Below are 24284 nucleotides of genomic sequence, written 5' to 3'. Positions count from 1 at the left end.
GGGATCGGAGTCACGTGCTAGGTATCTGGCGGCGGATCCGCGCCACCGGCCGGGCCGCCGAACCGCCCCTGCCCGCACCGCAGGAGCGCCACCCCATTGCCGCCGAGCTGGGTGGTTCGGTGCAGATCCGGCACGTCGACGCGGGCTCCTGCAACGGCTGTGAGGTCGAGATCGCGTCGGCGTTCGGCCCGGTGTACGACGCCGAGCGGTACGGGGCACGGCTGGTCGCCTCGCCCCGGCACGCTGACGTGCTGATGGTCACCGGGGTGATCACCCGCAACATGACCGAGCCGCTGCGACGCACCCACGAGGCCCTCTCCGACCCGAAAGCGGTACTGGCGATCGGCGACTGCGCCCACAACTGCGGCGTCTTCGCCGGTGCCTACGGCGTCACCGGAGCCGTGTCCGATGTGCTGAGGGTGGATCTGGGTGTGCGCGGGTGCCCGCCGCGCCCCGAGGCCATCATCGAGGGAATCCGCAGGCTGACCGGCCGATGACCCTGGTGGCGTGGACATTGGCTATCGCGGTCGGCCTGGGGTTGCTCAGCTGCGGCGGCGGGGCGGCTCTACCGCGGCGATGGCGGGCCCGAGTGGTCGGCGTGGGCACGGCGGCGGCCGGCTCGTCCGGGGTCCTGACCGGAATCGCCGCGCTCGGTGGCCACGGACTCACGGTGAAGCTGCCGGATCTGCTTCCGCTGTCCGGAGTCTGGATCACCGTCGATCCGCTGTCCGGCGTATTCATGGCGGCGACCGGCGGTGTCGCCGTAGCCACCGGCATATACGGGATCAGTTACGGCCGGCACGGGCTGGACGGTCGCGGCGTCCAGGTGGCATTTCCCTTGTTCGTCACGGCCATGCTGCTCGTTCCGATCGCGGCCAGCGTCGGCGCGTTCCTGCTGTGCTGGGAGCTGATGGCGCTGACCTCTCTCCTGCTGGTGCTGGCCGAGCATCGCCGACGGCCTGCCGTGGCGTCCGCCGGCCGCTGGTATGCGGTGATGACACATCTCGCACTGCTGGCGATCCTGTCCGGCCTGATGCTGCTGGCCGGGCACGCCGCGGATGACTCGTTCCCGGCGTTGCGGATCGCCGCCGCTCAACTCTCCCCCGGTCTGCGGGGCCTGATCTTCCTGCTGGCGTTGATCGGGTTTGCCTCCAAGGCCGGAATCGTCCCGCTGCATGCCTGGTTACCCCGGGCGCACCCGGAGGCCCCCAGTCACGTGTCGGCCTTGATGTCGGCGGCCATGGTGAGCATGGGGATCTACGGCATCCTGCGCACCGGATTCGACCTGCTCGGCGGCGGCGCCCGTTGGTGGTGGCTGCTGGTGCTCGCCCTGGGCGGCATCTCGGCCATCTACGGCATCCTGCAGGCCGCGATCAGCACTGACCTGAAGACGCTGCTGGGCTATTCCACCACCGAGAACATGGGCCTGGTCCTGGTCGGGGTGGGCGCGGCGGGGATCTTCCACTCCGCCGGCCAGCCGGCGTTGGCCGGATTGGCGATCGCGGCGGCCCTCTTGCACGTGATCAATCACGCCGGGTTCAAGACGCTGCTGTTCCTGGCCGCCGGCTCGGTTCTGTACGCGACCGGCACCCGCGATCTGGACCAGCTGGGCGGACTGCGTCCGCGGATGCCGGCCACCACGGCCGCCTTCGGTCTGGGCGCGCTGGTGGCCTCGGCGTTGCCGCCGGGAGCGGCCTTCGTCAGTGAGTGGTTGTTGCTGCAGGCGCTGATCCACGGGCTGCCCGCCGCCGGGGTGGCGACCGCCATCGCCATGCCGCTGGCCGTCGCGGCGGTGGCGTTGACCGCCGGGTTGTCCGTGGCCACCTTCGTCAAGGCCTTCGGCATCGGCTTCCTCGCCCGGCCCCGCAGCGCCGCGGCCGCAACAGCGGCCGAAAGCCCGGCCGGGATGATCGCCGGGATGGCGGTCGCCGCCACCGGGTGCGTCGCGTTGGCCTTGTCACCGACGGTCATCCTGCCCGGACTGAGCCGGGTCGGTTCGACGCTGCTGGGATCCGGCACACCAGCAGCCCGGAACGGGTTGACCGTGCGGCTGGTCGGCGTGGCCGGCTCGCTGTCCCCCATCATCCTGACGGTGGCTCTACTGCTGGCGCTCGGGGTGGCCGCCGGCACCGTGCGGGCGGTCAGCACCCGGCGGTCCCGACGGGACACCCGGCTGTGGGACGGCGGCGCCGGTCCGCTGAGCGCGCGGATGGAGTACACCGCAACCTCGTTCGCCGAGCCCTTGCAGCGGGTCTTCGATGACGTGCTGCAAGCCGAACAGGACGTCGATGTCACCCACCTCGCCGAGTCGCAGTACCTGGTGGCGGCCGTGGAGTACCACCGTCGGGTCCCGGATCGGGTGGAGCGGCGGTTGTACGAGCCGATCCTGAGGTTCACCGCCGCCTGGGGCAAGGTCGGTACGCGGCTCGCGCCCGGCAGCATCCACCGCTACCTGGGTTACGGTTTCTACTCCCTGTTGGCCCTCCTGCTGTATCTGGTGGTGACCAGGTGAGCGCCCCGACGGCGGTCGTGGCCCTGGTTCAGCCGGTCCTGGTCCTGGCGCTCTCGCCCCTGCTGGTGGGGATGATGCGGCAGATCCGGGCCCGGCTCGAGGGCCGCGTGGGGCCGGGCCCGGCCCAGCCCTGGCGGGATCTGCGCAAGCAGCTGCGCAAACAGCCCGCCGCACCGCGGGGTACCAGCGAGGTCTACCGCACCGCGCCCCTGCTCCTGATGGCCACCACCCTGGTGGTGACGGTGGCCGTCCCGTTCATCTCCACCACCTCGCTGTTGGACTCGATCGGTGACCTGTTCGTGGTCATCGCGCTGCTGACGCTGGGGACCGTCGCGTTGGCCCTGGCCGGCTTGGACACCGGTACCGCGTTCGGCGGCATGGGGGCCAGCCGGGAGACCACGATCGTCGCGCTGGTCGAACCCACCCTGCTGGTGTCGGTGTTCGCGCTGTCGGTCCGGGTCGGATCGACGAACCTGGGCGCGATCATCGCCTCCACCGTGGCCGAACCGTCCCAGGTGATCTCCCCGGTCAGCCTGCTCGCGGCGGTCGCCCTCGCGGTCGCGATCATCGCCGAAACCGGGCGACTGCCGGTCGACAACCCGTCCACTCACCTGGAACTGACGATGATCCACGAGGCGATGGTCCTGGAATACGCCGGCCCGGACCTGGCCCTGATCGAATGGGCCTCGGCCATGCGCCTCGGAGTGTTCCTGGGGCTGCTGGCGAACCTGTTCCTGCCCTGGGGCATCGCCACCAGCGCCGCACCGGCCGCGCTGCTGCTCGGTGTCGTTGCGTTCGTCGTGAAGGTCGCACTGCTGGGAGCGGTCCTGGCCGCCGGCGAGGTGTTCCTGGTCAAACTGCGGCTGTTCCGGGTGCCGGAACTGCTGGCCGGGTCCTTCGTACTCGGCCTGTTGGCCGTCGCCGCGTCGTTCTTCCTGGCCTGACCGTCGTCGTTCCACCCACCCCAACGGCCCGAGGAGTCCCGTGAAGTTCACGAACACGAAAGGGAGACGATGAGCACCACGCTGTATGTCGAGTTGCTCGACATCCCCTGCGGGGCGCTGCTGCTGACCGCGGTGCTGATCCTGTGGCGCCGGGAACTGTCCGCAGTGACCACCGTCTTCGCGGTGCAGGGGGTCGCACTGGCCGCGACGGTCGGGGTGTTGGCGGTGCAGCAACGCGACACCGAACTGGGTGTGGTCGCGGTCGGGTTGCTCATCCTGCGGGCCGGGGTGCTCCCCTGGCTCCTGCGCCGTGCCCTGGCCGGCGCCGGGCAGGCCCAACGGGAACTGCGACCACTGGTCAACGTGGTGGCCTCGCTGTTGGTCGCCGGGGGCCTGACCCTTCTGGCCTACGCGGTCAGCCAACCGTTGATCGCGCTGGCCCCGTCGCCGGCCACGCACGCGATCCCGGTCGGCCTGGCGGTGGTCCTGATCGGCTTCTTCGTGCTGATCAGCCGTCGGCTCGCGCTGTCCCAACTCGTCGGTTTCCTGCTGATGGACAACGGCATCACCACTGTCGCGTTCCTGACCACCTCGGGCGTCGGACTGGTCGTCGAGCTGGGCCTGTCGTTGGACGTGGTGTTGGTCGTGGTGGTCCTGCAGATCCTCAACGCCCGGATCCGGGCCGCCTTCGGGGGCACCGACCTGGACGAACTGCGCGAGTTGCACGACTGATGGCCACCGCCCCGATCGTCCTGCCCATCGCGGTCCCCGCGGTGACGGCAGCGGTCTACGCGCTGGTCCGCTGGCGGCCGGCCATGACGTGGCTGGCCCCGCTGGCCGCTCTGAGCACTCTGGCCGTCGCCATCGTCAACGCCATCACGGTGACCGGTTCCGGCCCGGTGCAGGCCATGGGCGGCCTGCTGCGCCTGGATGCACTCAGTGCCTACATGCTGGTCGTCATCGGCGTGATCGCCAGCATCACCACCCTGGCCACTCCCGGATACCTGCGGGTCGAGGTGGCCGCCGAGCGCGCCACCGGCCACACCTGCGCCCGGCACAACATGCTGGTGCAACTGTTCCTGGCGGTGATGGCACTGGCCGTGCTGGCCGCGAATCTGGGCGTGCTGTGGGTCGCCGTCGAGGCGACCACGATCGTCACCGCCTTCCTGGTCGGGGAACGCCGCGATCGCCGTGCCATCGAGGCCGCGTGGAAGTACGTGGTGATCTGCTCGGCCGGGATCGCCCTGGCCCTGCTCGGCGTGGTACTGCTCAATTTCGCCTCCCGGCAGACCGGTTCGGGGGCCGGACTGGACTGGGGCTCGCTGCTGGCCGCGGCCGGACGCCTCGACCCCGGGGTGACCCGGCTGGCCGTGGTGTTGCTGATCGTCGGATTCGGTACCAAGGCCGGCCTGGCCCCGTTGCACGCCTGGGTTCCCAGCGCCTACAGCCAGGCCCCGGCCCCGGTCGCGGCCTTGATGTCGGGGGTTCTGTCCTCCGTGGGCTTCTACGCGGTCCTGCGGGTCAAAGCCATCGCCGACGCCGTCCTCGGAGTCGGCCTGAGCCGCGGGCTGCTGCTGGTTCTGGCCATGGCGTCACTACTGATCGCAGCGTCGCTGCTGCAGGCCCAGCGGGATTACCGGCGGATGCTGGCCTACTCCAGCATCGAGCACATGGGCCTGATCGCCCTGGGCGCCGCCGTCGGCACGCCGCTGGCCATCGCCGCGGTGCTGCTGCACATCCTGGGACACGGCATCGCCAAGACAGTGCTGTTCCTGACCGCCGGTCGGATCCAGCAGAGCACCGGCAGCACGAGCATCACTTCGGTGGCCGGGCTGGCCGGCCGATACCCGCTGCTGGCCGGATGTTTCGGGCTCGGCGTCGCCGCCCTCATCGGTCTGCCGCCGTTCAGCCTGTTCGCGAGCGAACTGGGCATCTTCCGCGCCGGCTTCGCTTCCCCGGTGGCCTGGGTCATGGCCCCGGCGCTGCTCCTGGTCATCTTCATCGCGGCCGCGCTGTTCGTACACACCAGCCGGATGCTGTTGGGCGCCGATCCGGACGGGGAATCCCCGGGCCCGGCCCTCGTCAGCGCCGACCGGACCGCCGATCACCCAGCCGCATCGGCGAAGACGGCAGTGGCCACCCGACGGGCCCTGTTGTCCCGCACCACCACCGCCGTCCTGATCGGCGCGCTGACCGGGTCGGCGGTGCTCGGCCTGTCGGCGTGGCCGCTGCACGGCCTGCTGAGTCTGGCCGCCGCGGCCCTCCAGAGATGAGTTGCCGATGAACGCCGAGACCGCCCCCGAGCCCGCATCGCGCAATGTCGGACGCCCGGTCGGCCACCACCGCACCGCATTCACCGTCACCAGCGACAAGCTGCCCAGCTACGCACAGGTGTTGCTGGGTCGCGGGTTTCGGCTCGCCCTGGTCGCCGGGCATGACGATCAGGGCGGGTTGCGGGCCGTGTATCTGTTCACCGACCAGGACACCGACCGGCGAGTGGAACTGCACGTGCCGATGCCGCGCAGCCACCCGCATCTGGCCAGCCTGGCCCGGATCTCGTTCCCGGCCGGTCGTTTCGAGCGGGAGATGCGGGACCTGTTCGGAATCGTCCCCGACGATCACCCCCTGCCAGCGCGGCTCGTCCGGCACTTCCACTGGCCCAAGGGGTGGTACCCCATGCTCACCGACGCCGGCGAACCCCCGACCTTCGGCGACGTTGACGGCCCCTACGAATTCCGCACCGTGGAAGGGCCCGGCGTCTACGAGATCCCGGTCGGTCCCGTCCACGCCGGCCTGATCGAGCCCGGCCACTTCCGGTTCTCCGTTGTCGGCGAAACGATCCTCAATCTCAAGGCCCGATTGTGGTTCGTGCACCGCGGCATCGAGAAGCTCTTCGAGGGCCGCGTTCCGGCGGGCGGGCTCGAACTGGCCGAGAGGGTCTCCGGAGACACCTCCGTGGGGCACACACTGGCCTTCTGCCGTGCCGTCGAGGATGCCCTGGATCTACCGGTACCGGTGGCCGCACAACAGATCCGGGTGGTCCTGCTGGAGTTGGAGCGGATCTACAACCACGTCACCGATCTCGGCGCGCTGTGCAACGACACCGGGTACTCCGTTCTCAACGCGCAAGCGCTCCGGCTCCGGGAGGAGTTGCTGCGGATCAACGACGCCGTCACCGCGCACCGGCTCCTGCGAGGGGCGATCACTCCGGGGGGCGCCGCCGTCATGGCCCTACCCGATCCGGTCCAGCTGAGCCGGATCGGTGCGGACATGGCGAGTCTGGTGGCGCTCGCGCTGGATCACAGCGTCCTGCTGGACCGGCTCACCGGCACCGCCGTCCTGACCCGCCAACAGGCCACCGACATCGGCGTCCTTGGCTTCGCGGCCCGGGCCAGTGGTCTGCAGGTCGACGCCCGCCGCGACGACCCGGCCGCCCACATCCACCACCCGCGAATCGACCCGGCCCCCGGCGACGGCGATGTGCTGTCCCGCTTCATGATCCGCGCCCAGGAGATCGACGCCTCGATCGCCACCATCAACGCCCTCGTGATCGCCGGCCCCCGAACGGCGCCGGCGCCGGCCCTGCCGGCAGTGCCCGGCCCGCCACGGTCGGGGGTGGGCATCGTCGAGGGGTGGCGCGGCACCATCGTGCACCGCATCGAACTGGCCGGCGACGGCACCCTGAGCCGGGTAAAGATCGTCGACCCGTCCTTCTTCAACTGGCCCGCCCTGCCGGTCGCGCTGCAGAACACGATCGTCCCGGACTTCCCGCTGGCCAACAAGAGCTTCAACCTGTCCTACGCCGGCAACGACCTCTGACCCAACCGCACACCAGGCCACCGCACCCGAGCCTCGATTCGGCGACGCCCGGCGGGCGGGGGCTCGGTTGTCGAGCGGTCGTCGTTCGCCGGCCCACTCCCCTGGCCGCCAGGTCAGCGCAGCCGGATCCGTTGGTGACGAGGCAATTTGTCGACCACCAGGTCGAAGGAGTCTTGGATCATCTCCAGGACCAACTCGTCCGGAACCGAGCCGTCGAGGGAGACGGTGTTCCAGTGCCGCTTGTTCAGGTGGTAGCCGGGCACGACCGCCGGGTAGGCGGCCCGCAGGGTCACGGCGATCTCCGGATCGCATTTGACGCTGATCTGCAGAGGCGGCGGCGCGGCCAGGGCGCTGAGCAGGAAGATCTTCCCGGCCACCTTGAAGGTGCAGACCTGCGGCACCGAGCCGAACGGGTAGTCCTCGCGGACGTCCGGCAGGTCAAGGCAGTAGGCCCGAACGGCCGCTGCACCCAGCATCGGTCCTCCTCAGTCCAGCTCGCCCCGGAGGAACGAGATGTCCGCGCTCTGCCCGTCGCCGGGCGTCTCGACGATCACGTCCGACCCGGCCCCGCGGCAGACGGCGGCGATCTGCTCGGCCGCGATGGTTCCCGAGTCGAAGTTGGCATGGCGATCGGCGCCGGAGTCGAACTCGTCCCGGCTGCTGTTGGCGTGCACCAGGTCGATCCGGCCGGTGATCGCCATGACCCGTTCGACCACGGTGGTCAGATCTTCGCCGCCGGCGTACGCGTGGCAGGTGTCGAGGCAGAATCCGACGCCGAACTCGCCGACGGCATCCCACAGCCGGGCCAGCCGGTCGAAGCGGCGAGCGATCGCGTGATTCCCGCCGGCGGTGTTCTCGATCAGGATCGGCAGCGGGAACTGCTCCCGTTCGAAGGCCTTGTGCCAGTTGGCGAAGCCGCGGTCCAGCTCGTCATCGGAACTGACGTGACCGCCGTGCACGATCAGCCCTTTCGCACCGATGTCGGCCGCGGCCGCCGCGTGCTGGGAAAGGATCTTGCGGCTGGGGATCCGGATGCGGTTGTTCGTCGTCGCCACGTTGACGATGTACGGGGCGTGGATGTAGATCGGGATGTCGGCCGCCCGGATCGCGTCGGCGTGCGCATGCTCGACCGGCTTCTTCCAGCCCTGCGGATCGGCCAGGAAGAACTGGGCGGCGCCGGCCCCGACGGCCGCGGCGGCCGGCAACGGATCGGCGGAATCGACGTGCGCACCAATGGCAACCATGTCGACAACGCTAGCCGAACCCCCCGACAGTCAGAGCCGGTCCCTGGCACCGGACCACCGCGATCCGGAGCAAAGGCCCCACCGCCGCGGCCGGGCGGGGCTCTCTGGGCGAAGGGGTCACCGATCGGCCGGGACGACGGTTCTATCGTTGAGGCATGGAAGACACCACACCGACCCGGTCCGACTCGGTCGTCGTCCGCGACAACACCGTCGAGGACCGGTTCGAGCTGTTCGTCAACGGGGCGCCCGCCGGCCTGCTGGACTACCGCGTGGAGGGGGACAACTATGCGCTCGTCCACACCGAGATCGATTCGGATTTCGAGGGCCGCGGCCTCGGCTCGCAACTGATCAGCCACACGCTCGACCAGATCCGGGCCGGTGGCCACGGGATGCTGCCGATCTGCCCGTTCGTCCTGTCCTACGTGCAACGTCACCCGGAGTACCTGGATCTGGTCCCGGCCCGCTACCGAGCGCGATTCGACCTACCGGCACACTGATTTCGCCCGTCGGCCCGAACTGCGTCGGGGTTTGGCACTATGGTCGCAGAAACCGTCTCACGCCCATTCGGGACCGGACTGGGTGGGACGGATCAACGGGGAGGGAATCCATGGCCAGGACCGTGGCGAAGAAGCGTGTGACATTTCCGGGGATCAGTTCGCGGGCCTGGGAGCATCCGGCCGATCGGTCGGCCCTGGTCGCCCTGCGCGCGGTACCGGGGTTCGACACCGTCCTCAAGGCCCTGGCCGGTCTGTTCCGGGAACGCAAGCACCGGTTGATGTATCTGTCGTCCGCGGTCAAGGTGAGCGACCGGCAGTTCGCCGAGATCGATCGCCTGCTCAGTGATGCCACCGCTACCTTGGATTCGCCCAAACGCCCTGAGTTGTATATCAGGCAGGATCCGGCCGCGGTGGCCATGTGCATCGGTATGGACGAGCCGTTCATCGTCATCAGCACGGGAATGGTCGACCTCCTGGACGACCCGGACGAGATCCGGTGGGTGATCGGACACGAACTCGGCCACGCCATGAGCGGCCACGCCGTCTACCAGACCATGTTGTTCCACCTGCTGCGCATCGCCGACAACCTGGGATGGATGCCGCTCGGTGGTCTGGCCCTGCGCGCCATCATCGCGGCGCTGTACGAGTGGAGCCGCAAGGCCGAGCTGTCGGCCGACCGCGCGGGGATGTTGGTGGCCCAGGATCCGCAGGTGCCGCTGCGCGTCTTCATGAAGCTGGCCGGCGGAGCGTCCCTTGGCAAGATGGACACCGTCGCCTTCCTCGAGCAGGCCGCCGAGTACGAAGCGGCCGGCGACATCCGGGACGGCGTCCTCAAGCTGATGAACCTGGAACGGCAATCGCATCCGTTCTCGGTGGTCCGTGCGGCCGAGATCCGCAAATGGGTCGAGAGCGGCGACTACAAGCAGATCATGGCGGGCGACTACCCAAGACGCGAGGACGACTCCAAGGCATCGATCTCCGAGGAGATCAAGGCGGCCGCCAAGAGCTACCGGGACGGGTTCAACAACTCGAACGATCCACTGACGCAGACCGCCCGCAGCGTGGGCAAAGACTTCGGCGGGGCCGCGCAGAACGTCGGGCAAAGCCTCGCCGACACGTTGACCGGCCTGTGGAAGCGATTCGACACGAGCACCGGCGCGACCGGGGAGCCGGCGGACGACACACCGCCGGACGACGATCCGAAGGGTGATTCGGGCAAGAAGGGCAAGCCGGGCAAGTAGCCGCCCGGGCGGCACCGGAAGATGGACCGATGCTCTCCCGCCGCTGGGTCTTCCTGACCGTCCTGACCACCGTCCTGCTGTTGCTGCACGGGGTTCCCTGGTGGGGGTTGGTGATGATGCCCCACTGGCCGTCGCCCGCCACGGCCATCGGGACGGCGGCCGCGGTGGTTGCCCTGCTCGGCTTCCCGCTCGTCATGTGGCTGGGGCACAAGCAGGGCGGCCGCGACCGGCTGGCCGCGGCCGGCGACACGTGGCTCGGCATCATCTGGCAGCTTTTCGCGTGGAGCATTTTCGGCGGACTGGTCGAGGCGGTGCTGGCCGTCGCCGGAATGCACGGGACCACCCCGAACCGATGGGCCGCGGTGGCCGTACTGGTCTGGGTGGTCGGCCTCTGCCTGTGGGGCACCTGGCAGGCCAGACGGGTGCCGCGGGTGGTCAACCAGGAGGTGACGCTCCCGCGGCTGGGCGCGGCGTTCGACGGGCTGCGCCTCGTCCTGATCGCGGACACGCACTACGGCCCGATCAACCGGGCCCGGTGGTCGGCCGGAATGGTGGCCCGGGTCAACCAGTTGCGACCGGACATCCTCGCCCACGCCGGTGATCTCGCGGACGGGTCGGTGGCCCGGCGCCGTCTGCAGGTGGCCCCGCTGGGTGACGCGAAGGCCACCCTGGCCCGGGTGTACATCACCGGCAACCACGAATACATGTCCGGCGCGGCCGAGTGGGTGGCCCACATGGATCAACTGGGCTGGACCGTCCTGCGCAATCGACACGTCGTGCTCGAGCGGGACGGCGATCGCCTGGTACTGGCCGGGATCGACGATCTGACCGCCAAGGGGTCAGGGGTGCCGGGGCACGGAGCGGATCTGGCCACGGCCCTGGCCGACGCCGACCCCGACCTGCCGGTGATCCTGCTCGCCCACCAACCGAAGTCCGTCCGGCTGTCCGCCCCGCTGGGCGTCGGCCTGCAGTTGTCCGGGCACACCCACGGCGGTCAGATGTGGCCGTTCCATCTGGTGGTCCGAGCGGAACAGGGCGCGCTGCACGGCCTCTCCCACCACGGCGAGGGGACGCAGCTGTACACGAGCCGAGGGAGCGGCTTCTGGGGACCGCCGTTCCGCATCTTCGCCCCCAGCGAGATCACGCTGCTGACCTTGCGAAGCGGGGACCACCCCACCACGACCTGACCGAGAAGGGACCGGGTGCCGAGTCGCCTCGGGGCGACAGACCGAAATGGCTCCAGCCAGCCCGGGGGGCTGCGGTAGTCCACAACGGCTCTTACTGATGTGAGGCCCGGGGACTTGCCGGCACCCGGTCAACCGATCAAACGGGCAACCGGCCTCCTGGGTTCCCGGCCCGGCGGACTGGGCTCAGCGGATCCGCTCGGCCGCCCGCGCGGCCACGAGCATCTCGGCGACCAGCGGACCCAGCTCGGCCGCCGACGCACCTTCCAGCAGAGCGGTGGAGACGTCCTCGGCCGCACACCGGGCCTGGTACAGGCGGTCAGCCAGATCGTCGCGCTCGTCGACGGTCAGCACCACCGCGTCGGATGGCAGTTCGCCACGCTGCAGCGCGTTGCGGTTCTCGTATGCCCGTTGTCGACAGGATTGGGTGCAGTAGCGACGCCGGCGCCCGACCGTCCCGGCGGACGGGAGCTCGCGTCCGCACCAGCCGCACCGGGCCGGAGCCCGACCGGCGGCCGGCGCGATCATCGCGGATTCCACGGCAGGCATCCGATCACGGTAAACCAAGGGCCGTCGGCAAACCGACCGCGACATGACAGACTTCTGTCCCATGACGGCCTACCTCGACGGATCGGGCCCGCGTGCCTTCGCCCACCGTGGTTGGCACATCGGCGATCTCGCCGGCTGCGAGAACTCCATGGCCGCCTTCCGGCGGGCGGTCGACGAGGGCTACGGGTACCTGGAGACGGACGTCCACGCCACGGCCGACGGAGTGCTCGTCGCCTTCCACGACTCCCACCTGGACAGGGTCACCGACAGGCGGGGCCGGATCGCCGACCTGCGGTGGGATCAGGTCAGGCAGGCCCGAATCGGTGGGCGGGAGCCGATACCCCTGATGGCCGACGTCCTGGCCGCGTTCCCGACCACCCGCTTCAACATCGACCCCAAGTCGGACCGCGCGGTCGGGCCGCTGATCGACCTGCTCCGGGCCTCCGGAGCCCTGGACCGAGTGGGGCTCGGTTCGTTCTCCGACCGTCGGCTGACCACCCTGCGGCAGGCCCTCGGCCCAGGTGTGGCGACGTCTCTCGGGCCACGTGGAGTGGGCCGTCTGGCCGCGTCGGCACGCCTGCACATCACACCCAGGACGCCCGGCGCCCTGGCCGCTCAGGTCCCGGTCCGGTACGGCCCGGTCGGCGTGGTCAATCCGGCCTTCGTGGCGGCCGCCCACCGGTCCGGCATCGAGGTGCACGTCTGGACGATCAACGAGGCCGACGAGATGCGGCGACTCCTCGACCTGGGTGTCGACGGCATCATGACCGACCGCCCTGACGTACTCCGATCCGTCCTGAACGAGCGCGGTCAGTGGAACCCCGCCTGACACAGCCGTCCGGATCGGCCGCGCCGCATTCGGCTCCCCGCCCAGGCAGTGCGTACAGTCCGCTGGTGCCCAGTCCGCTCAGCTCTGCTCCCCCGGTCACCGCGACGACGCCATTGCCAAGCGGGCGGGTGCGGGACGCACGGATCACGTCGGCCGCGTCCGGCCCGCGATGAGCGCTCCGGATCCGGCGACCCCCCTGCCCGATCAGTTGGGTGCCGGCGGTGAAGCTCCCGGGGTTCTGAAGTTCTTCTACGGACCGATGGACTGCGGCAAGTCGACGCTGGCGCTCCAGCTCGACCACAACCGCGGCAAGGCCGGCTTCCGCGGACTGCTGCTCACCCGCTACGACCGGTCAGCCATCCCCCAGATCAGCTCCCGCGTCGGGATCGTCAAGCCGGCGACCGAAGTCGACGACCGCGAGGACCTGGCCGAACTGGTCGGCCGGTCCTGGGCGGCCGGCGTCCGCGTCGACTACCTGATCGTGGACGAGGCCCAGTTCTTCACCCCGGCCCAGGTGGAGCAGATGGCACAGCTGGCCGACGACTCCGGTATCGACGTCTACGCCTTCGGAATCGCCACGGATTTCCTCGGCAATTTGTTCCCGGGGTCGGCGCGGTTGTTCGAGCTCGCCGACGAATCAGTGCCCCTGCAGGTCGAGGTGCTGTGCTGGTGCGGCCGGCCGGGCCGGTTCAACGCGCGGGTGGTGGACGGGGTGGTGGCCAAGTCCGGGGCCCGGGTCGTCGTGGCCGATACCGAGGCCGCGGCCGCGGTTCACTACAAGGTCCTGTGCCGGCGACACCATCGGCAGGGCGACCTGGGGCCGACCGCCGGAGCCGGTACGTTCCCGCTCGACAGCTGATCACGCGCCAACATCGGGGCCGCTACGCGACGACCTTCGACCTGACGGTCCTATTTCCAGACCGACCGGATTCCGGTCCCGGTGTGGAACCCATCACCATGTGCGGCGGTTCCTGGTACTGTGCGCCCGCTTGCGGTCGGCAGTGCGCTAACGTTCAAGGTCGCCGCTCATCGTGGGGCCGCCTTCGACATGGTCAGATTGCCGGGGGACGACAGGCGTGACGGACGACCGGATCGGTCGTCACATCATCGGGCGACGAGGGAACCATGTCGCAATTCCGCCGGCCGCCGGACCATCCGACGGTCGATCGGGAACGAACCACCCTCTGACAGCGTTACCACTCGGTAGCGCCCCAAAGGGCAACCAGCCGGTGAATTTTCGCCGGCCCCGGAACCACGCTCTTGCGTGGCCCCGGACGAACGATGCGAAAGGAACACCATGGCTGACCGCGTCCTACGCGGAAGTCGCCTCGGAAGCACCAGTTACGAGGCTGATCGCAATCACGACCTGGCACCGCGCCGCACGGCGACCTTCCGTTGCCCGAGGGGCCACGAGTTCACCGTACCGATGGCCGACGACGCCGAGGTTCCGGCGGTCTGGGACTGCCGGATGCACGGCCTCGAGTCCGCTCTGATCGACGGCTCGGCTCCCGAGGGCAAGGCGGTCAAGCCGCCGCGTACCCACTGGGACATGCTGCTGGAGCGTCGCTCCATCGCCGAACTGGAAGAGATCCTGGGTGAGCGTCTGGCCGAGCTCAAGGCCCGTCGTACCGCTTCCTGAACCAGAACGGCCAACTAGATCGGCCCCGCTCCGGACTTCCGGAGCGGGGCCGATCTGCATCTGGGGGTCGATCTCGGGCGGAGCCGCCGATCAGCGGCTGACCCGCTCGCCCGACCTGCTGAACAGCCCCTTGATCTGCTGCCAGCGATGCGCCGCACCCCAGAGCGTGACCTTGATCAGGGCCTCACGGACGATGTTCCCGCTCATCTTGGACACACCGATCTCGCGCTCGGTGAAAGTGATCGGCACCTCCACCACCCGGAATCCGCCCAGGATGGTCCGCCAGGCCAGATCGACCTGGAAGCAGTAGCCGTGGGAGGCGACCTCGTTGAGCGGAATGGCCCGGATCACCTTGGCCCGGTAGGCCCGGTAGCCGGCCGTGATGTCCTTGACCGATACGCCGAGGGCGAGCCGGGAGTACAGGTTTCCGCCCTTGGACAGCAGCTCCCGGCGTTTGGGCCAGTTGACGACCGAACCGCCCGGGACGTAGCGCGATCCGATCACCAGGTCCGCGTGATCCAGTGCGGTCAGCAGCCGCGGCAGTTGCTCGGGTGCGTGCGACCCATCGGCGTCCATCTCCACCAGCACGTCGAAACCGTGATCGAGGCCCCAGCCGAAACCGGCGAAGTAGGCCGGCCCGAGGCCGTTCTTCTCGGTGCGGTGCAGCACGGCGATCCGGTCATCCGCGGCGGCCCGCTCGTCGGCGATCAGACCCGTCCCGTCCGGGCTGCCGTCGTCCACCACCAGGACGTGGACATCCGGCACTGCGGCCCGGACCCGGTCCAGGATGCGGGGCAGATTCTCCCGCTCGTTGAACGTCGGGATGATCACGAGAACCCTCTCGCCGGTCTCGTTCGCGTCGACGCTTTCCTCGGAACTCACGGGTGTTGTTTCTCCTTCGAGGGCGTTGTCGAACAACCGCCCGATGACCGTCGTGTACCTGCCGCCTTGCCAAGCCAGGTTCCCAACCTATGCGGTCGCGGGACCGGGGGACGACTCGGCGCCCGTCGAATCGCCGGTGCCGGAGTTCCGACGGCGGCGTTCCCGCACCGTCACGAAAGCCAGGCCGGCCAGGAAGCCGATGGCCAGCACCCATTCCAGCGGACCCCCGATGACCGTTCCCGGCGTCGTGGCCGAGATCAGGGGCACCGAGGCGTCCATGTAGCCGGCGGTGAACAACCCGATGGAGGACTCCACGCTGCCGTCCGGCCGGATCACCGCCGACACCCCGCTGGTCGAGGAGATCAGCACCTCCCGCCCGTGTTCCACGGCCCGCACGCGACTCATCGCCTGCTGCTGGTAGGTCTCGTTGGTGTAGCCGAAGGTGGCGTTGTTGGTCTGCACCACCAGGACCTGCGCCCCACCCTTGACCACGTCGCGGACGATGCCGTCGTAGACCACCTCGAAACAGATGACGTCGCCGATCTTCACGCCGTTCATGGTGAGGTTGCCGGGACGCCGCCCGGGCAGGAACTCACCCTGCTGCAGGTCGACCTTGGCGGAGAAGATCCGGAAGAACGACCGCCACGGCATGTACTCGCCGAACGGCACCGGGTGCATCTTGCTGTAGGTCTGGTCCGACAGCTTGGCCGCCGGGCCGGTCACCGGATCCCAGACGATGCCCATGTTGTAGCTCTGCCCCGGCTGGCCGGCGCCGACCACCGCTCCGACCAGGGTGGGCACACCGATGTCCCTGACCGCCTGATCGATCTCGGCGAACGCGTCGGAATTGGTGTACGGGTCGATGTCGGAGGCGTTCTCCGGCCAGATGACGAGCTCCGGTTTCGGCGCCGTCCCCGCCCTCACCGCCGCCGCCAGCTTCTGCGTCTCCTTGACGTGCATGTCGGTGACGGCCCGCCGGCGGGCATTGAACTCCAGCCCGGGCTGCGGCACGTTCCCCTGGACGACGGCGATCGTCTTGTGGGGCGCGTCGGACCCGCTCTGCTCGGTCCGCAGGCCCACGACGCCCAGCACGAACGGCACGGCGACCAGCATCACCGGCGCCAGCAGCAGCATGGGGCGCAGGTGCCGGCGGTGGTTCCAGACGGCACGGGCCAGGCCGCTGAGAGCGAACCCGGCCAACGCGGTGAGGAAGGCCAGCCCCGAGGCCCCCAGGAGCGACGCGGCGGGCAGCAGCGGGCCGTCGGGCTGCGAGTAGGCGATGCCGCCCCAGGGGAAGCCGCCGAACGGGAACCTGGCCCGCAGCGCCTCAGCGGCGATCCAGGCCGCGGCGGCCCAGATCGGCCACAGCGGAAGGCGGCGCGACGCCGACGCGATCAGGGCACCGACGGGCATGGTCAGCAGCGCCTCGGCCACCGCCAGCGCGGTGGCCACCGGCCCGACGTACACCGTCGTCCAGTTGAGCAGCGGGAGGTAGAAGGCCAGGCCGAACAGAAGGCCGAGGCCAAGGGCCGGCCGGAGCCGGCGGCCGTGCACCGACAGGCCGAGCAGGGCCAGCCCGACGGGTGCCATCCACCACAACGTGGTCGGTGCGAAGGACAGATTGAGCGCATAGCCCCCGACGACGGCGGCCAGGACACGCAGTCCGCCCACACCGAGCAGCGAAGCCTTCCACCGGTGCAGGCGGCCGGGATGGCCCGACTGCTGCAGCCGTTTCCGGGTTAGCCGCACGAGGTCGGCGGACGGGGCGCGATCGACCGCGGGAGATGCCACCGGATCAGCGTAGTGCGACTCGGGTGATCAACTCGTCAGCCCGGAGATGATCTCCTCAGCCGACGGATTCGGTGAGGTCGGCCAGCAGGCCGGTGTCGAACGCCACCCGTCCGCCGACCAGAGTGGCGAGGGTGGTCGGGAGGCCCGCCCCCGGGGTGAGGTCCGGCAGCAGCGGAACCCGGGATCGCGGGTCGGTCGACCATCGCGCCACCCGCGGGTTCGCCGCCGGGCGCACCAGCTCGCCCGCGGCGAAGATCGCCAGGTGGGCCGGAGCGCCCACCGCAATGGTGCCCACTCCCCGGTCGGTGCGGCCGGCGGCCCGGTGGCCGCCGCGGGTGTGGGCCGTGAACGCGGCGCGGGGCGACAGGCCGGACCCGGCGGTGTGGTGATGGACCGCGGCCTGCACGGCCTGCCACGGCCGGGCCGCGGTGACCGGGGCGTCGGAGCCGAGGGCCAGGGCGACCCCGGCCGAGGCGAGGGCGGCGAACGGGTTCATCGGGCGGGCGCGGTCGGCCCCCAGCCGGCGGGCGTACATGCCTTGGTCTCCGCCCCATTCGGCGTCGAACATGGGTTGCACGCTGGCCACGGTCCCGGTCGCCGCGAACGCGGCGATGGCCTCGGCGTCGGCCATCTCGGCGTGCTCGATGCGGGGCACCACGCCGGCCAACTTCACCGTTCCGTTCGGGCCGAGCCGGTCGATCGCCCGGCGCAGGGCCCGGCCGACCGCGCTCACCCCGTCGTCGCCGATCGCGTGGAAGCCGGGCTGGACGCCGGCCACGGCGCAGGCCCACAGATGGTCGGTCAATTCGTCGTCGCTCAGGTACCGGGTGCCACAAGCCTGCGGGTCGTCGGCGTACGGAGAGGTCAGGGCGGCCGTCCGGGAACCGATGGCCCCGTCGACGGACAGATCGCCGGCCAGCGCCACGGCCCCGGTCAGACGCAGCAATGCGGTGGCCTCCGCCGGGTCGGCGACCGCCGAGGCCAGGTAGCCCAGCACCGAGATCGGCACGTCCAGCGCCAGCAGGGAAGCCAGGTCGGCGCGGCCGGGCTCGTCGCCGCTCGCACACTCGTGCACCTCGACGATGCCGGCCGCGGCCGCCGCCGTCAGGAACGCCGTCTGGGCCTGCGTGCGGCGCTCCGGGGTGAGCAACGCCTTGGCCCGGTTCCGGACCGCGTGGTGGGCGCCGCGGGTCGGCGGGATGTCGGGATGGAGGGCGAGATCGGGCAACCCGGCCGCCAGTGTCGTGCTGACCAGGGCGGAATGCACGTCGACCCGGCTCAAGTAGGTCGGGCGGTCCCCGACCGCGGCGTCGATCTCGGCCCGCGTCGGCGGCCGGTTCTCCGGCCACCGGGTCTCGTCCCAGCCGTGTCCCCACACCAGGCCTCCGGGCTCGACGGCGTTCGCCGCGCTCGCGATCCGGACCAGGCAGTCCGCGAGGGTCGTCGCGGCCGACAGGTCGAGGCCGATCAGGGCCAGACCGGCGTCCGTGCTGTGCACGTGGGCATCGACGAATCCCGGTGCGACCAGGGCACCGTCGAGCTGAACCACGTGGTCGGGGCGACCGGCCATCTCGACCGCGTGTTCCCCGCCGATCCAGCTGATCACCCCGTCGGTGACGGCCAGGGCGGTGGCCTCCGGGTCGGCGGCGGTGTGCACGCGCCCACCGCGGAACAGGGTCGTCGTCATCGGGTCACGCTCGTTCGTCCGGTGCTCACCGGGTCAGTCAAGCACGATCAGACGACCACCTGATTCCGGCGGGCCGGCAGCAGGACGGAGGCCAGCACCATGACGGCGCAGGCGACCACGATGGCGACGAACACGTGGTGGGACGCCACATTGACGGCCGCGGCCGACTGGTCGGGGTGGCCGGAGGCGTTCAGAACGGAGTTGGCCAGGGCACCGAACAGGGCCACGCCGACGGCGCTGCCGATCGATCGGCTGAACATGTTGGTCCCGGTCACGACGCCGCGCTCGGCCCACCCGACGCTGGACTGCGCGGCGACCAGCGTCGGGCTGGCCACCAGTCCGAGTCCGACCCCGATGACGAAGCAGTCGATTCCGACCGTCCAGATCGACGAGTGCCGTCCCAGCCCGACGGTCAGCGCCGTCCCGGCCAGAGCCACCGCGCCGCCGATCAGCACGGTGGACCGGAACCCGATGCGCAGGTAGAGCCGGCCGGCCAGGGAGGCCGCGATCGGCCAGCCGATGGTCAGGGTGGCCAGCGCGAACCCCGCGACCAGCGGACCGGCGCCGAGCACGGTCTGGACGTAGGTCGGGACATAGGAGGTCAGGCCCAGCAGCACCGCGCCGACGGCCAGCGAGACGGCGCTGCCACTGACCAGCACCCGGCGCCGGAAGATCCACAGCGGGAGGACCGGTTCGGCGGCCCCGCGCTCCACGAAGACGAACGCCGTCAGCGAGAGCAGTCCGATGACGAAGACGGAGATGCCAACGGCGGAGTCCCAGGCCCAGCTCTGACCGCCTTCCAGCAGGCCCAGGATCAGCAGGGAGCAGCCGACGGTGAGCAGGACGGCACCGAGGTAGTCGATCCGGTGCGGCTGGCGGACGACGTTCTCGTGGAACCGGCGCCACAGCATCCACCCGGCCAGGAAGCACATCGGGATGTTCACGAAGAAGATCCACCGCCAGGAGACCCACTCGCTGAACACACCGCCCAACGCCGGCCCGACGACGGCCGAGATGCCCCAGACGCTGGCCAGGTAGCCCTGCACCCTGGCCCGCTCCTGCAGGGTGTAGATGTCGCCCACGATGGTGATGCTCATCGGCTGCACCGCCCCGGCGCCGAGGCCCTGCAGGGCCCGGAACGCGATCAGGGCCGGCATGCTCCAGGCCACCCCGCACAGGATCGACCCGACGAGGAACAGCCCGATTCCCAGCAGGATCACCGGCTTCCGGCCGAACATGTCGGCCACCTTGGCGTAGATCGGCACCGACACCGCCTGCGCCAGCAGGTAGATCGAGAACAGCCAGGGGAACTCGGCGAAGCCACCCAGGGTCTTCACCACCGAGGGGACGGCCGTGGCGATGATGGTCGAGTCCAGCGCGACCAGGGAGGTCGCCAACATCAAGGAGATCAGCACCGGGCCCCGTTCGGAGCGGAACCCGACCCCGACGGGGACGTCGGTCGGACTGGTCTTCTTGTCGGTCGTCGTCACAGTCGGGGCTCGTTCGTCAGCAGGATCTCGGACATTTTCCCCATGCTAACGAAGCCCGCCGGGCCCGATGACCCTCAGTCCGACCTCAGCCCGGTCCACCGCGCGGCGAAGGCGAGCTGATCGGCGTACTCCTGGGCCAGCGCCCGGGCCGGCTTGCCCACGCCGTGCCCGGCCCGGGTGTCGATCCGCATCAGCACCGGACCCGGGCCGGCCTGGCAGAACTGCATCTGCGCCCCGAATTTCAGCGAGTGGGCGGGCACCACGCGGTCGTCGTGGTCGCCGGTGCTGATGAGCGTCGGCGGATAGCGGACACCCTCCCGGAGCGCGTGCAGGGGCGAGTAGGCGTGCAGCACCGGGAAGTCCTCCGCACGGTCGGGGCTGCCGTACTCGCTGGTCCAGGCCCAGCCGATGGTGAACCGGTGGAAGCGCAGCATGTCCATCACCCCGACCGTGGGCAGCGCCGCGGCGAACAGTTCCGGCCGTTGCGTGATGGCCGCGCCGACCAGCAGGCCCCCGTTGCTGCGACCGTGCACCGCCAGCTGGGCGGCACTGGTGGTGCCGTCGGCGATCAGGGCCTCGGCGCACCCGTACAGGTCGTCGAAGACCCGCTGCTTGTGCTGCCGCATGCCGGCCTCGTGCCAGGCGGTGCCGAACTCTCCCCCGCCCCGCAGGTTCGCCACCACCAGCACGCCGCCCGCGGCGATCCACCCGGCGAACAGGGCCGAGAAGCTGGGTGGCACCGCGATGTCGAATCCGCCGTACCCGTACAACAGGGTCGGGTGGGGTCCGGGCGGCAGGTCGGCCCGCCGGACGACGCTCATCGGTACCGGCGTTCCGTCGGACGACGGCGCCGTGCGGCGCTCGGCGGTCACCTCGGGCAGCACGACCGCTCCGGCCGGGCGCGGCAACTCGGTGACGACGCCGTCGGTGGTGATCCGGTAGTTCCGGGCCCGGTGGTCGAAACCGGTGGTGCCGACGAAGATCTCCGTGTCCGACGCCCGGGATCGGAGCGCGGTGAAGGACACCAGATCCCCCAGCTCGGGGGCGGCCACGACGACGCCGCGGCGGTCGGTGATCTCGAGTCGGGACGCGGTGTCCACCGACCAGACGGTGACGAAGGTGTCACGGGCCATGGCCACGTCGGACAGGATCCGGTCCGGCGTGCCGCTCAGAATCGTCCGCCAGGGCGCGTCCGGGTGCTCCAGATCGACGGCGACCAGACGGCCGGCCGGCGCGTGACGCTCGGTCCGCAGGTAGAGCACGTCGCCGTCGGCCCCGACCACCGAGTGGGCGTCGGCCAGCTCCGCGACCACCGGCGTCTCATCCGGACGCACCCGGCTGCGGCCATCGGCATCGGTCTCGATCCGCCGGACCGTGATCGTGGTCCGGGAGTCGGTGCCGGGCGAAGCGGTGAGCACCAGCCAGCGCCCGTCGTCGCTGACCCACGGGCCGACCATCCACTCCTTGGCCTCTGGCCTCGACCAGATCACCTCGTCGTCGGCCTGGGGCTGCCCGAGCCGGTGCAGGGCCAGTTGCCCGACCCCGGTCTCGTCCGTGTAGGCCCCGGAGTCGGTGGCGTCGTCGGACGGCACCGAGACCTCCGGGTAGTGCCAGTACAGGAACGAGGCGCCGTCGGGCATCCAGATCGGGTCGAGCCACTTCGCGCCGTCGAGCCGGTCCGGCCGTTCGGTGCCGGAGATGACGTCAACCAGCGCGATCGTCTTCCAGTCGGATCCGGCGTCGGAGCGGGTGTACCCGGCGAGGGTGCCGTCGTCGCTCACCTGGAGGCCGGTCAGAGCGGCGGTGCCGTCGGCGCTCCAGGTGTTCGGGTCGATCAGCAGGTGGCCGTTCCCCACGCTCAGTTCGTCCAGGGACGTGGACGCGAACACCTGATCCTGGTCCAGGTGGCCCGGATTGGCGATCATGAAGTAGTGGTCACCGCGACGCCAGGGCACGCCGAAACGGGGCGCGGTCAGCAGGTTCGTCATGTGGGAGGCGAATGCGGCCTGGGCCGGCAGCGTCGCGAGATACGGCCGGGACAGCGCGTTCTGGGCGTCGACGAAAGCCACCGTGCGGGGGGCATCCGGATCCTCCAGATACCGATAAGGGTCGGCGACCGTGATGCCGTGCAGTACGTCGCTCGTGTCGTCGCGGTCGGTATGGGGGTAGGTCAGAGCATGATCGGGCATGGCTCGATCAGATCACGCCCGGCCGTCGCGACGGTGCGTCAGGTGTGCTCGGCCCGCGTCGTCGACTCGGGGGTCGCACCGCCGACCGTGATCGGGCGGTCCTCGAACGGGGTGGACAGCACCACCGTGGTGCGGGTCGACACGTTCGCCGTGGCCCGGATCTGGGCCAGCAGGGCCTCAAGAGCGGACGGCGACGCCACCCGTACCTTGACGATGTAGGACTCGACCCCGGCCACCGAGTAGCAGGCCTCGATCTGCGGCAGCGGGAGCAGGCGCTGCGGGTAGTCGTCCGGTTCGGCCGGATCGATCGGGGTCAGCGAGACGAAGGCGGTCAGCGGCAGGCCGATCTGTTCACCGTCGATCCTCGCCGCGTAGCCGCGGATCACGCCCCGTTGTTCCAGCCGGCGTACCCGCTGGTGCACGGCCGACACCGACAGCCCGACCTTGTCGGCCAGTTCGGTGTAGGAGCAGCGGCCGTCGGCCGCGAGGACCGCGGCAATCCGGGCGTCGATGTCCTCGAGCATGCCGCTCATCCCCCCACGGTCCGCAGGGCTTTGTCGGCCCGGTTCATCAGGATGGCCCCGTCTGCACCGACGACCACGACGTCCTCGATGCGCACGCCGAATCGACCCGGTAGATAGATCCCCGGCTCGATCGAGAACGCCATGCCGACCTCGAGCGGCAAGGTGTTGCCGGAGACCATGTACGGGTGCTCGTGCACCTCCAGGCCGATGCCGTGGCCGGTGCGGGTGATGAAGTACTGGCCGTACCCGGCCGCCTCGATCACGGCGCGGGAGGCCCGGTCGATCGATTCCGCCGAGACCCCAGGGCGGACGGCGTCGATGCCGGCCTGTTGGGCTCGGCGGACGATCTCGTAGATCTCCTCGACGTCCGGATCGCTCGACGGACCGGCGACGCGGTAGGTCCGGGTGCAGTCGGAGTAGTACCCGGTCCGGTTCGGGCCGCCGATGTCGACGACCACCGGGTCACCCGGCTCGATCACCTTTTCGGACGCCTCGTGGTGTGGGCTGGCCCCGTTCACCCCGGACGCCACGATGACGAACTCGGCCTGCGTGTGGCCCTCCTCCACGATGGCCGCGGCGATGTCGGCCGCCACCTCGGCCTCGGTGCGGCCGGCGCGGAGGAACTCGCCGACGCGTCCGTGGACCCGGTCGATGGCGGCACCGACCTCGGCCAGGGCCGCGATCTCGTCCTCCTCCTTGCGCATGCGTAGCTCGCCGATCGCCTCGCCGGCCAGGGTCAGCTCCGAACCCGGTACGGCCCAGGAGATCCCGAGGGCATGGACCGCGGGCATGTGGTAGTCGACGGCCAGTACCCGGGCGCCGGCCGGAAGTAGCGCGACGAGCACCTGGTACGGATCCATGCCGTCGGTCCAGGTGCTGAACGGAACCCCGAGATGCTCGATCGGGCTGCCGGTCCAACCGGGCCGCTCCAGGGCCGGAACCACCATCTGCGGATCACCCTCGACCGGAACGACCAGCGCCGTCAGGCGTTCGTGCGAGGGCACCGAGTGGCCGGCGAAATAGGCCAGATCGGCCCCGGGCGAGATGATCACCACGTCGGCTCCGGCCTTCGCGGCCTGGGCGCCGAGGCGGGTCAGGCGATCGGCGAAGGCCGACTCTCCCCCAGCGGTGGGAATTCCTGCGGGAACCGAATCGGCGGACATGATCGGCAGCTTAACCGGCCGGTTGGACGGACTTATTGCCGTGGTCACCCCGACCGTCCCCCCGGATCCACCGGGATGGGTCGTTCCTCCGGCCGCGAGG

At 70.3% G+C, this 24284-nt stretch carries 22 protein-coding genes; 12 read left to right on the top strand and 10 right to left on the bottom strand.

Going from position 1 to position 24284, the window contains the following annotated elements:
* Window positions 1-14: 14 nt before the first annotated feature.
* From BLS97_RS18535 to BLS97_RS18510, 6 genes are all read left to right on the top strand, one after another.
* Window positions 15-497 carry an NADH-quinone oxidoreductase subunit B family protein gene (locus tag BLS97_RS18535; protein WP_090478848.1) on the top strand — a complete coding sequence of 161 codons (483 nt, stop codon included), beginning with the start codon at window positions 15-17 and terminating at the stop codon, window positions 495-497.
* Complete coding sequence (locus tag BLS97_RS18530) at window positions 494-2512, top strand: proton-conducting transporter transmembrane domain-containing protein (RefSeq protein WP_090478845.1); 2019 nt, start codon at window positions 494-496, stop codon at window positions 2510-2512. The genes BLS97_RS18535 and BLS97_RS18530 overlap by 4 nt, the downstream gene beginning before the upstream one ends.
* Window positions 2509-3456 (top strand): respiratory chain complex I subunit 1 family protein, encoded by a 948-nt coding sequence (locus BLS97_RS18525; protein ID WP_090478842.1) that lies wholly within the window; start codon window positions 2509-2511, stop codon window positions 3454-3456. Before BLS97_RS18530 ends, BLS97_RS18525 begins: the two co-directional genes overlap by 4 nt.
* Before the next feature lie 69 nt (window positions 3457-3525).
* On the top strand, window positions 3526-4188 hold the full coding sequence (locus BLS97_RS18520) for a hypothetical protein (RefSeq protein WP_090478839.1): 663 nt from the start codon (window positions 3526-3528) through the stop codon (window positions 4186-4188).
* Entirely contained in the window at window positions 4188-5729 is a 1542-nt protein-coding gene (locus BLS97_RS18515; protein WP_090478837.1) for a proton-conducting transporter transmembrane domain-containing protein, read from the top strand. The genes BLS97_RS18520 and BLS97_RS18515 overlap by 1 nt, the downstream gene beginning before the upstream one ends.
* Before the next feature lie 7 nt (window positions 5730-5736).
* Window positions 5737-7275, top strand: a complete 1539-nt coding sequence (locus BLS97_RS18510; protein ID WP_090482615.1) for a hydrogenase large subunit — start codon at window positions 5737-5739, stop codon at window positions 7273-7275.
* Window positions 7276-7388: 113 nt separating this feature from the next.
* Here BLS97_RS18510 and BLS97_RS18505 read toward each other — a convergent pair whose 3' ends face one another.
* Together BLS97_RS18505 and BLS97_RS18500 are read right to left on the bottom strand one after the other, a co-directional pair.
* Window positions 7389-7751 (bottom strand): MmcQ/YjbR family DNA-binding protein, encoded by a 363-nt coding sequence (locus BLS97_RS18505; RefSeq protein WP_090478834.1) that lies wholly within the window; start codon window positions 7749-7751, stop codon window positions 7389-7391.
* A 9-nt stretch (window positions 7752-7760) separates the two neighbouring features.
* Window positions 7761-8519: a deoxyribonuclease IV gene (locus BLS97_RS18500; protein WP_090478832.1), complete on the bottom strand. Its 759-nt coding sequence runs from the start codon at window positions 8517-8519 to the stop codon at window positions 7761-7763.
* Window positions 8520-8674: 155 nt separating this feature from the next.
* Here BLS97_RS18500 and BLS97_RS18495 point away from each other — a divergent pair, with 155 nt between their 5' ends.
* From BLS97_RS18495 to BLS97_RS18485, 3 genes are all read left to right on the top strand, one after another.
* Entirely contained in the window at window positions 8675-9016 is a 342-nt protein-coding gene (locus BLS97_RS18495) for a GNAT family N-acetyltransferase (RefSeq protein ID WP_090478828.1), read from the top strand.
* A 110-nt stretch (window positions 9017-9126) separates the two neighbouring features.
* Window positions 9127-10257, top strand: coding sequence for a M48 family metallopeptidase (locus BLS97_RS18490; protein ID WP_090478826.1), 1131 nt, complete (start codon window positions 9127-9129; stop codon window positions 10255-10257).
* A 29-nt stretch (window positions 10258-10286) separates the two neighbouring features.
* A complete protein-coding gene (locus BLS97_RS18485; protein ID WP_090478823.1) occupies window positions 10287-11444 on the top strand; it encodes a metallophosphoesterase in 1158 nt (385 codons plus the stop codon).
* Window positions 11445-11627: 183 nt separating this feature from the next.
* Here BLS97_RS18485 and BLS97_RS18480 read toward each other — a convergent pair whose 3' ends face one another.
* Window positions 11628-11990 (bottom strand): hypothetical protein, encoded by a 363-nt coding sequence (locus BLS97_RS18480; protein ID WP_090478820.1) that lies wholly within the window; start codon window positions 11988-11990, stop codon window positions 11628-11630.
* A 61-nt stretch (window positions 11991-12051) separates the two neighbouring features.
* Between BLS97_RS18480 and BLS97_RS18475 the strand changes: the two genes are divergently transcribed.
* The 3 genes from BLS97_RS18475 (at window position 12052) to BLS97_RS18465 (ending at window position 14458) form a co-directional block, all read left to right on the top strand.
* A complete protein-coding gene (locus BLS97_RS18475) occupies window positions 12052-12819 on the top strand; it encodes a glycerophosphodiester phosphodiesterase (RefSeq protein ID WP_090478817.1) in 768 nt (255 codons plus the stop codon).
* 169 nt (window positions 12820-12988) lie between these two features.
* Window positions 12989-13678: a thymidine kinase gene (locus BLS97_RS18470; RefSeq protein ID WP_090478814.1), complete on the top strand. Its 690-nt coding sequence runs from the start codon at window positions 12989-12991 to the stop codon at window positions 13676-13678.
* 438 nt (window positions 13679-14116) lie between these two features.
* On the top strand, window positions 14117-14458 hold the full coding sequence (locus BLS97_RS18465) for an RNA polymerase-binding protein RbpA (protein ID WP_090478812.1): 342 nt from the start codon (window positions 14117-14119) through the stop codon (window positions 14456-14458).
* A 90-nt stretch (window positions 14459-14548) separates the two neighbouring features.
* Here the strand turns inward: BLS97_RS18465 and BLS97_RS18460 are convergent, their stop codons facing one another.
* The 7 genes from BLS97_RS18460 to BLS97_RS18430 all read right to left on the bottom strand — a co-directional run bounded on the left by BLS97_RS18460 (window position 14549) and on the right by BLS97_RS18430 (window position 24184).
* Window positions 14549-15340, bottom strand: coding sequence for a polyprenol monophosphomannose synthase (locus tag BLS97_RS18460; RefSeq protein ID WP_197676263.1), 792 nt, complete (start codon window positions 15338-15340; stop codon window positions 14549-14551).
* Window positions 15341-15427: 87 nt separating this feature from the next.
* Complete coding sequence (gene lnt / locus BLS97_RS18455) at window positions 15428-17131, bottom strand: apolipoprotein N-acyltransferase (RefSeq protein ID WP_090478809.1); 1704 nt, start codon at window positions 17129-17131, stop codon at window positions 15428-15430.
* A gap of 55 nt (window positions 17132-17186) precedes the next feature.
* Window positions 17187-18818: an amidohydrolase gene (locus BLS97_RS18450; protein WP_090478806.1), complete on the bottom strand. Its 1632-nt coding sequence runs from the start codon at window positions 18816-18818 to the stop codon at window positions 17187-17189.
* Window positions 18819-18865: 47 nt separating this feature from the next.
* Entirely contained in the window at window positions 18866-20218 is a 1353-nt protein-coding gene (locus BLS97_RS18445) for an MDR family MFS transporter (RefSeq protein WP_090482609.1), read from the bottom strand.
* A 164-nt stretch (window positions 20219-20382) separates the two neighbouring features.
* Window positions 20383-22497, bottom strand: coding sequence for a prolyl oligopeptidase family serine peptidase (locus BLS97_RS18440; protein WP_090478802.1), 2115 nt, complete (start codon window positions 22495-22497; stop codon window positions 20383-20385).
* A gap of 38 nt (window positions 22498-22535) precedes the next feature.
* Window positions 22536-23030: an Lrp/AsnC family transcriptional regulator gene (locus BLS97_RS18435; protein ID WP_090478799.1), complete on the bottom strand. Its 495-nt coding sequence runs from the start codon at window positions 23028-23030 to the stop codon at window positions 22536-22538.
* The gene (locus BLS97_RS18430) at window positions 23027-24184 is read right to left on the bottom strand and encodes a M24 family metallopeptidase (protein ID WP_090478797.1); all 1158 of its coding nucleotides are present in this window, start codon (window positions 24182-24184) and stop codon (window positions 23027-23029) included. The genes BLS97_RS18435 and BLS97_RS18430 overlap by 4 nt, the downstream gene beginning before the upstream one ends.
* Window positions 24185-24284: the final 100 nt, after the last annotated feature.

This window comes from Nakamurella panacisegetis (assembly GCF_900104535.1).
GTDB classification, from domain to species: Bacteria; Actinomycetota; Actinomycetes; order Mycobacteriales; family Nakamurellaceae; genus Nakamurella; species Nakamurella panacisegetis.
The sequence above is the reverse complement of the archived record's forward strand: the minus strand, read 5'-3'. Positions and strand labels throughout refer to the sequence as shown.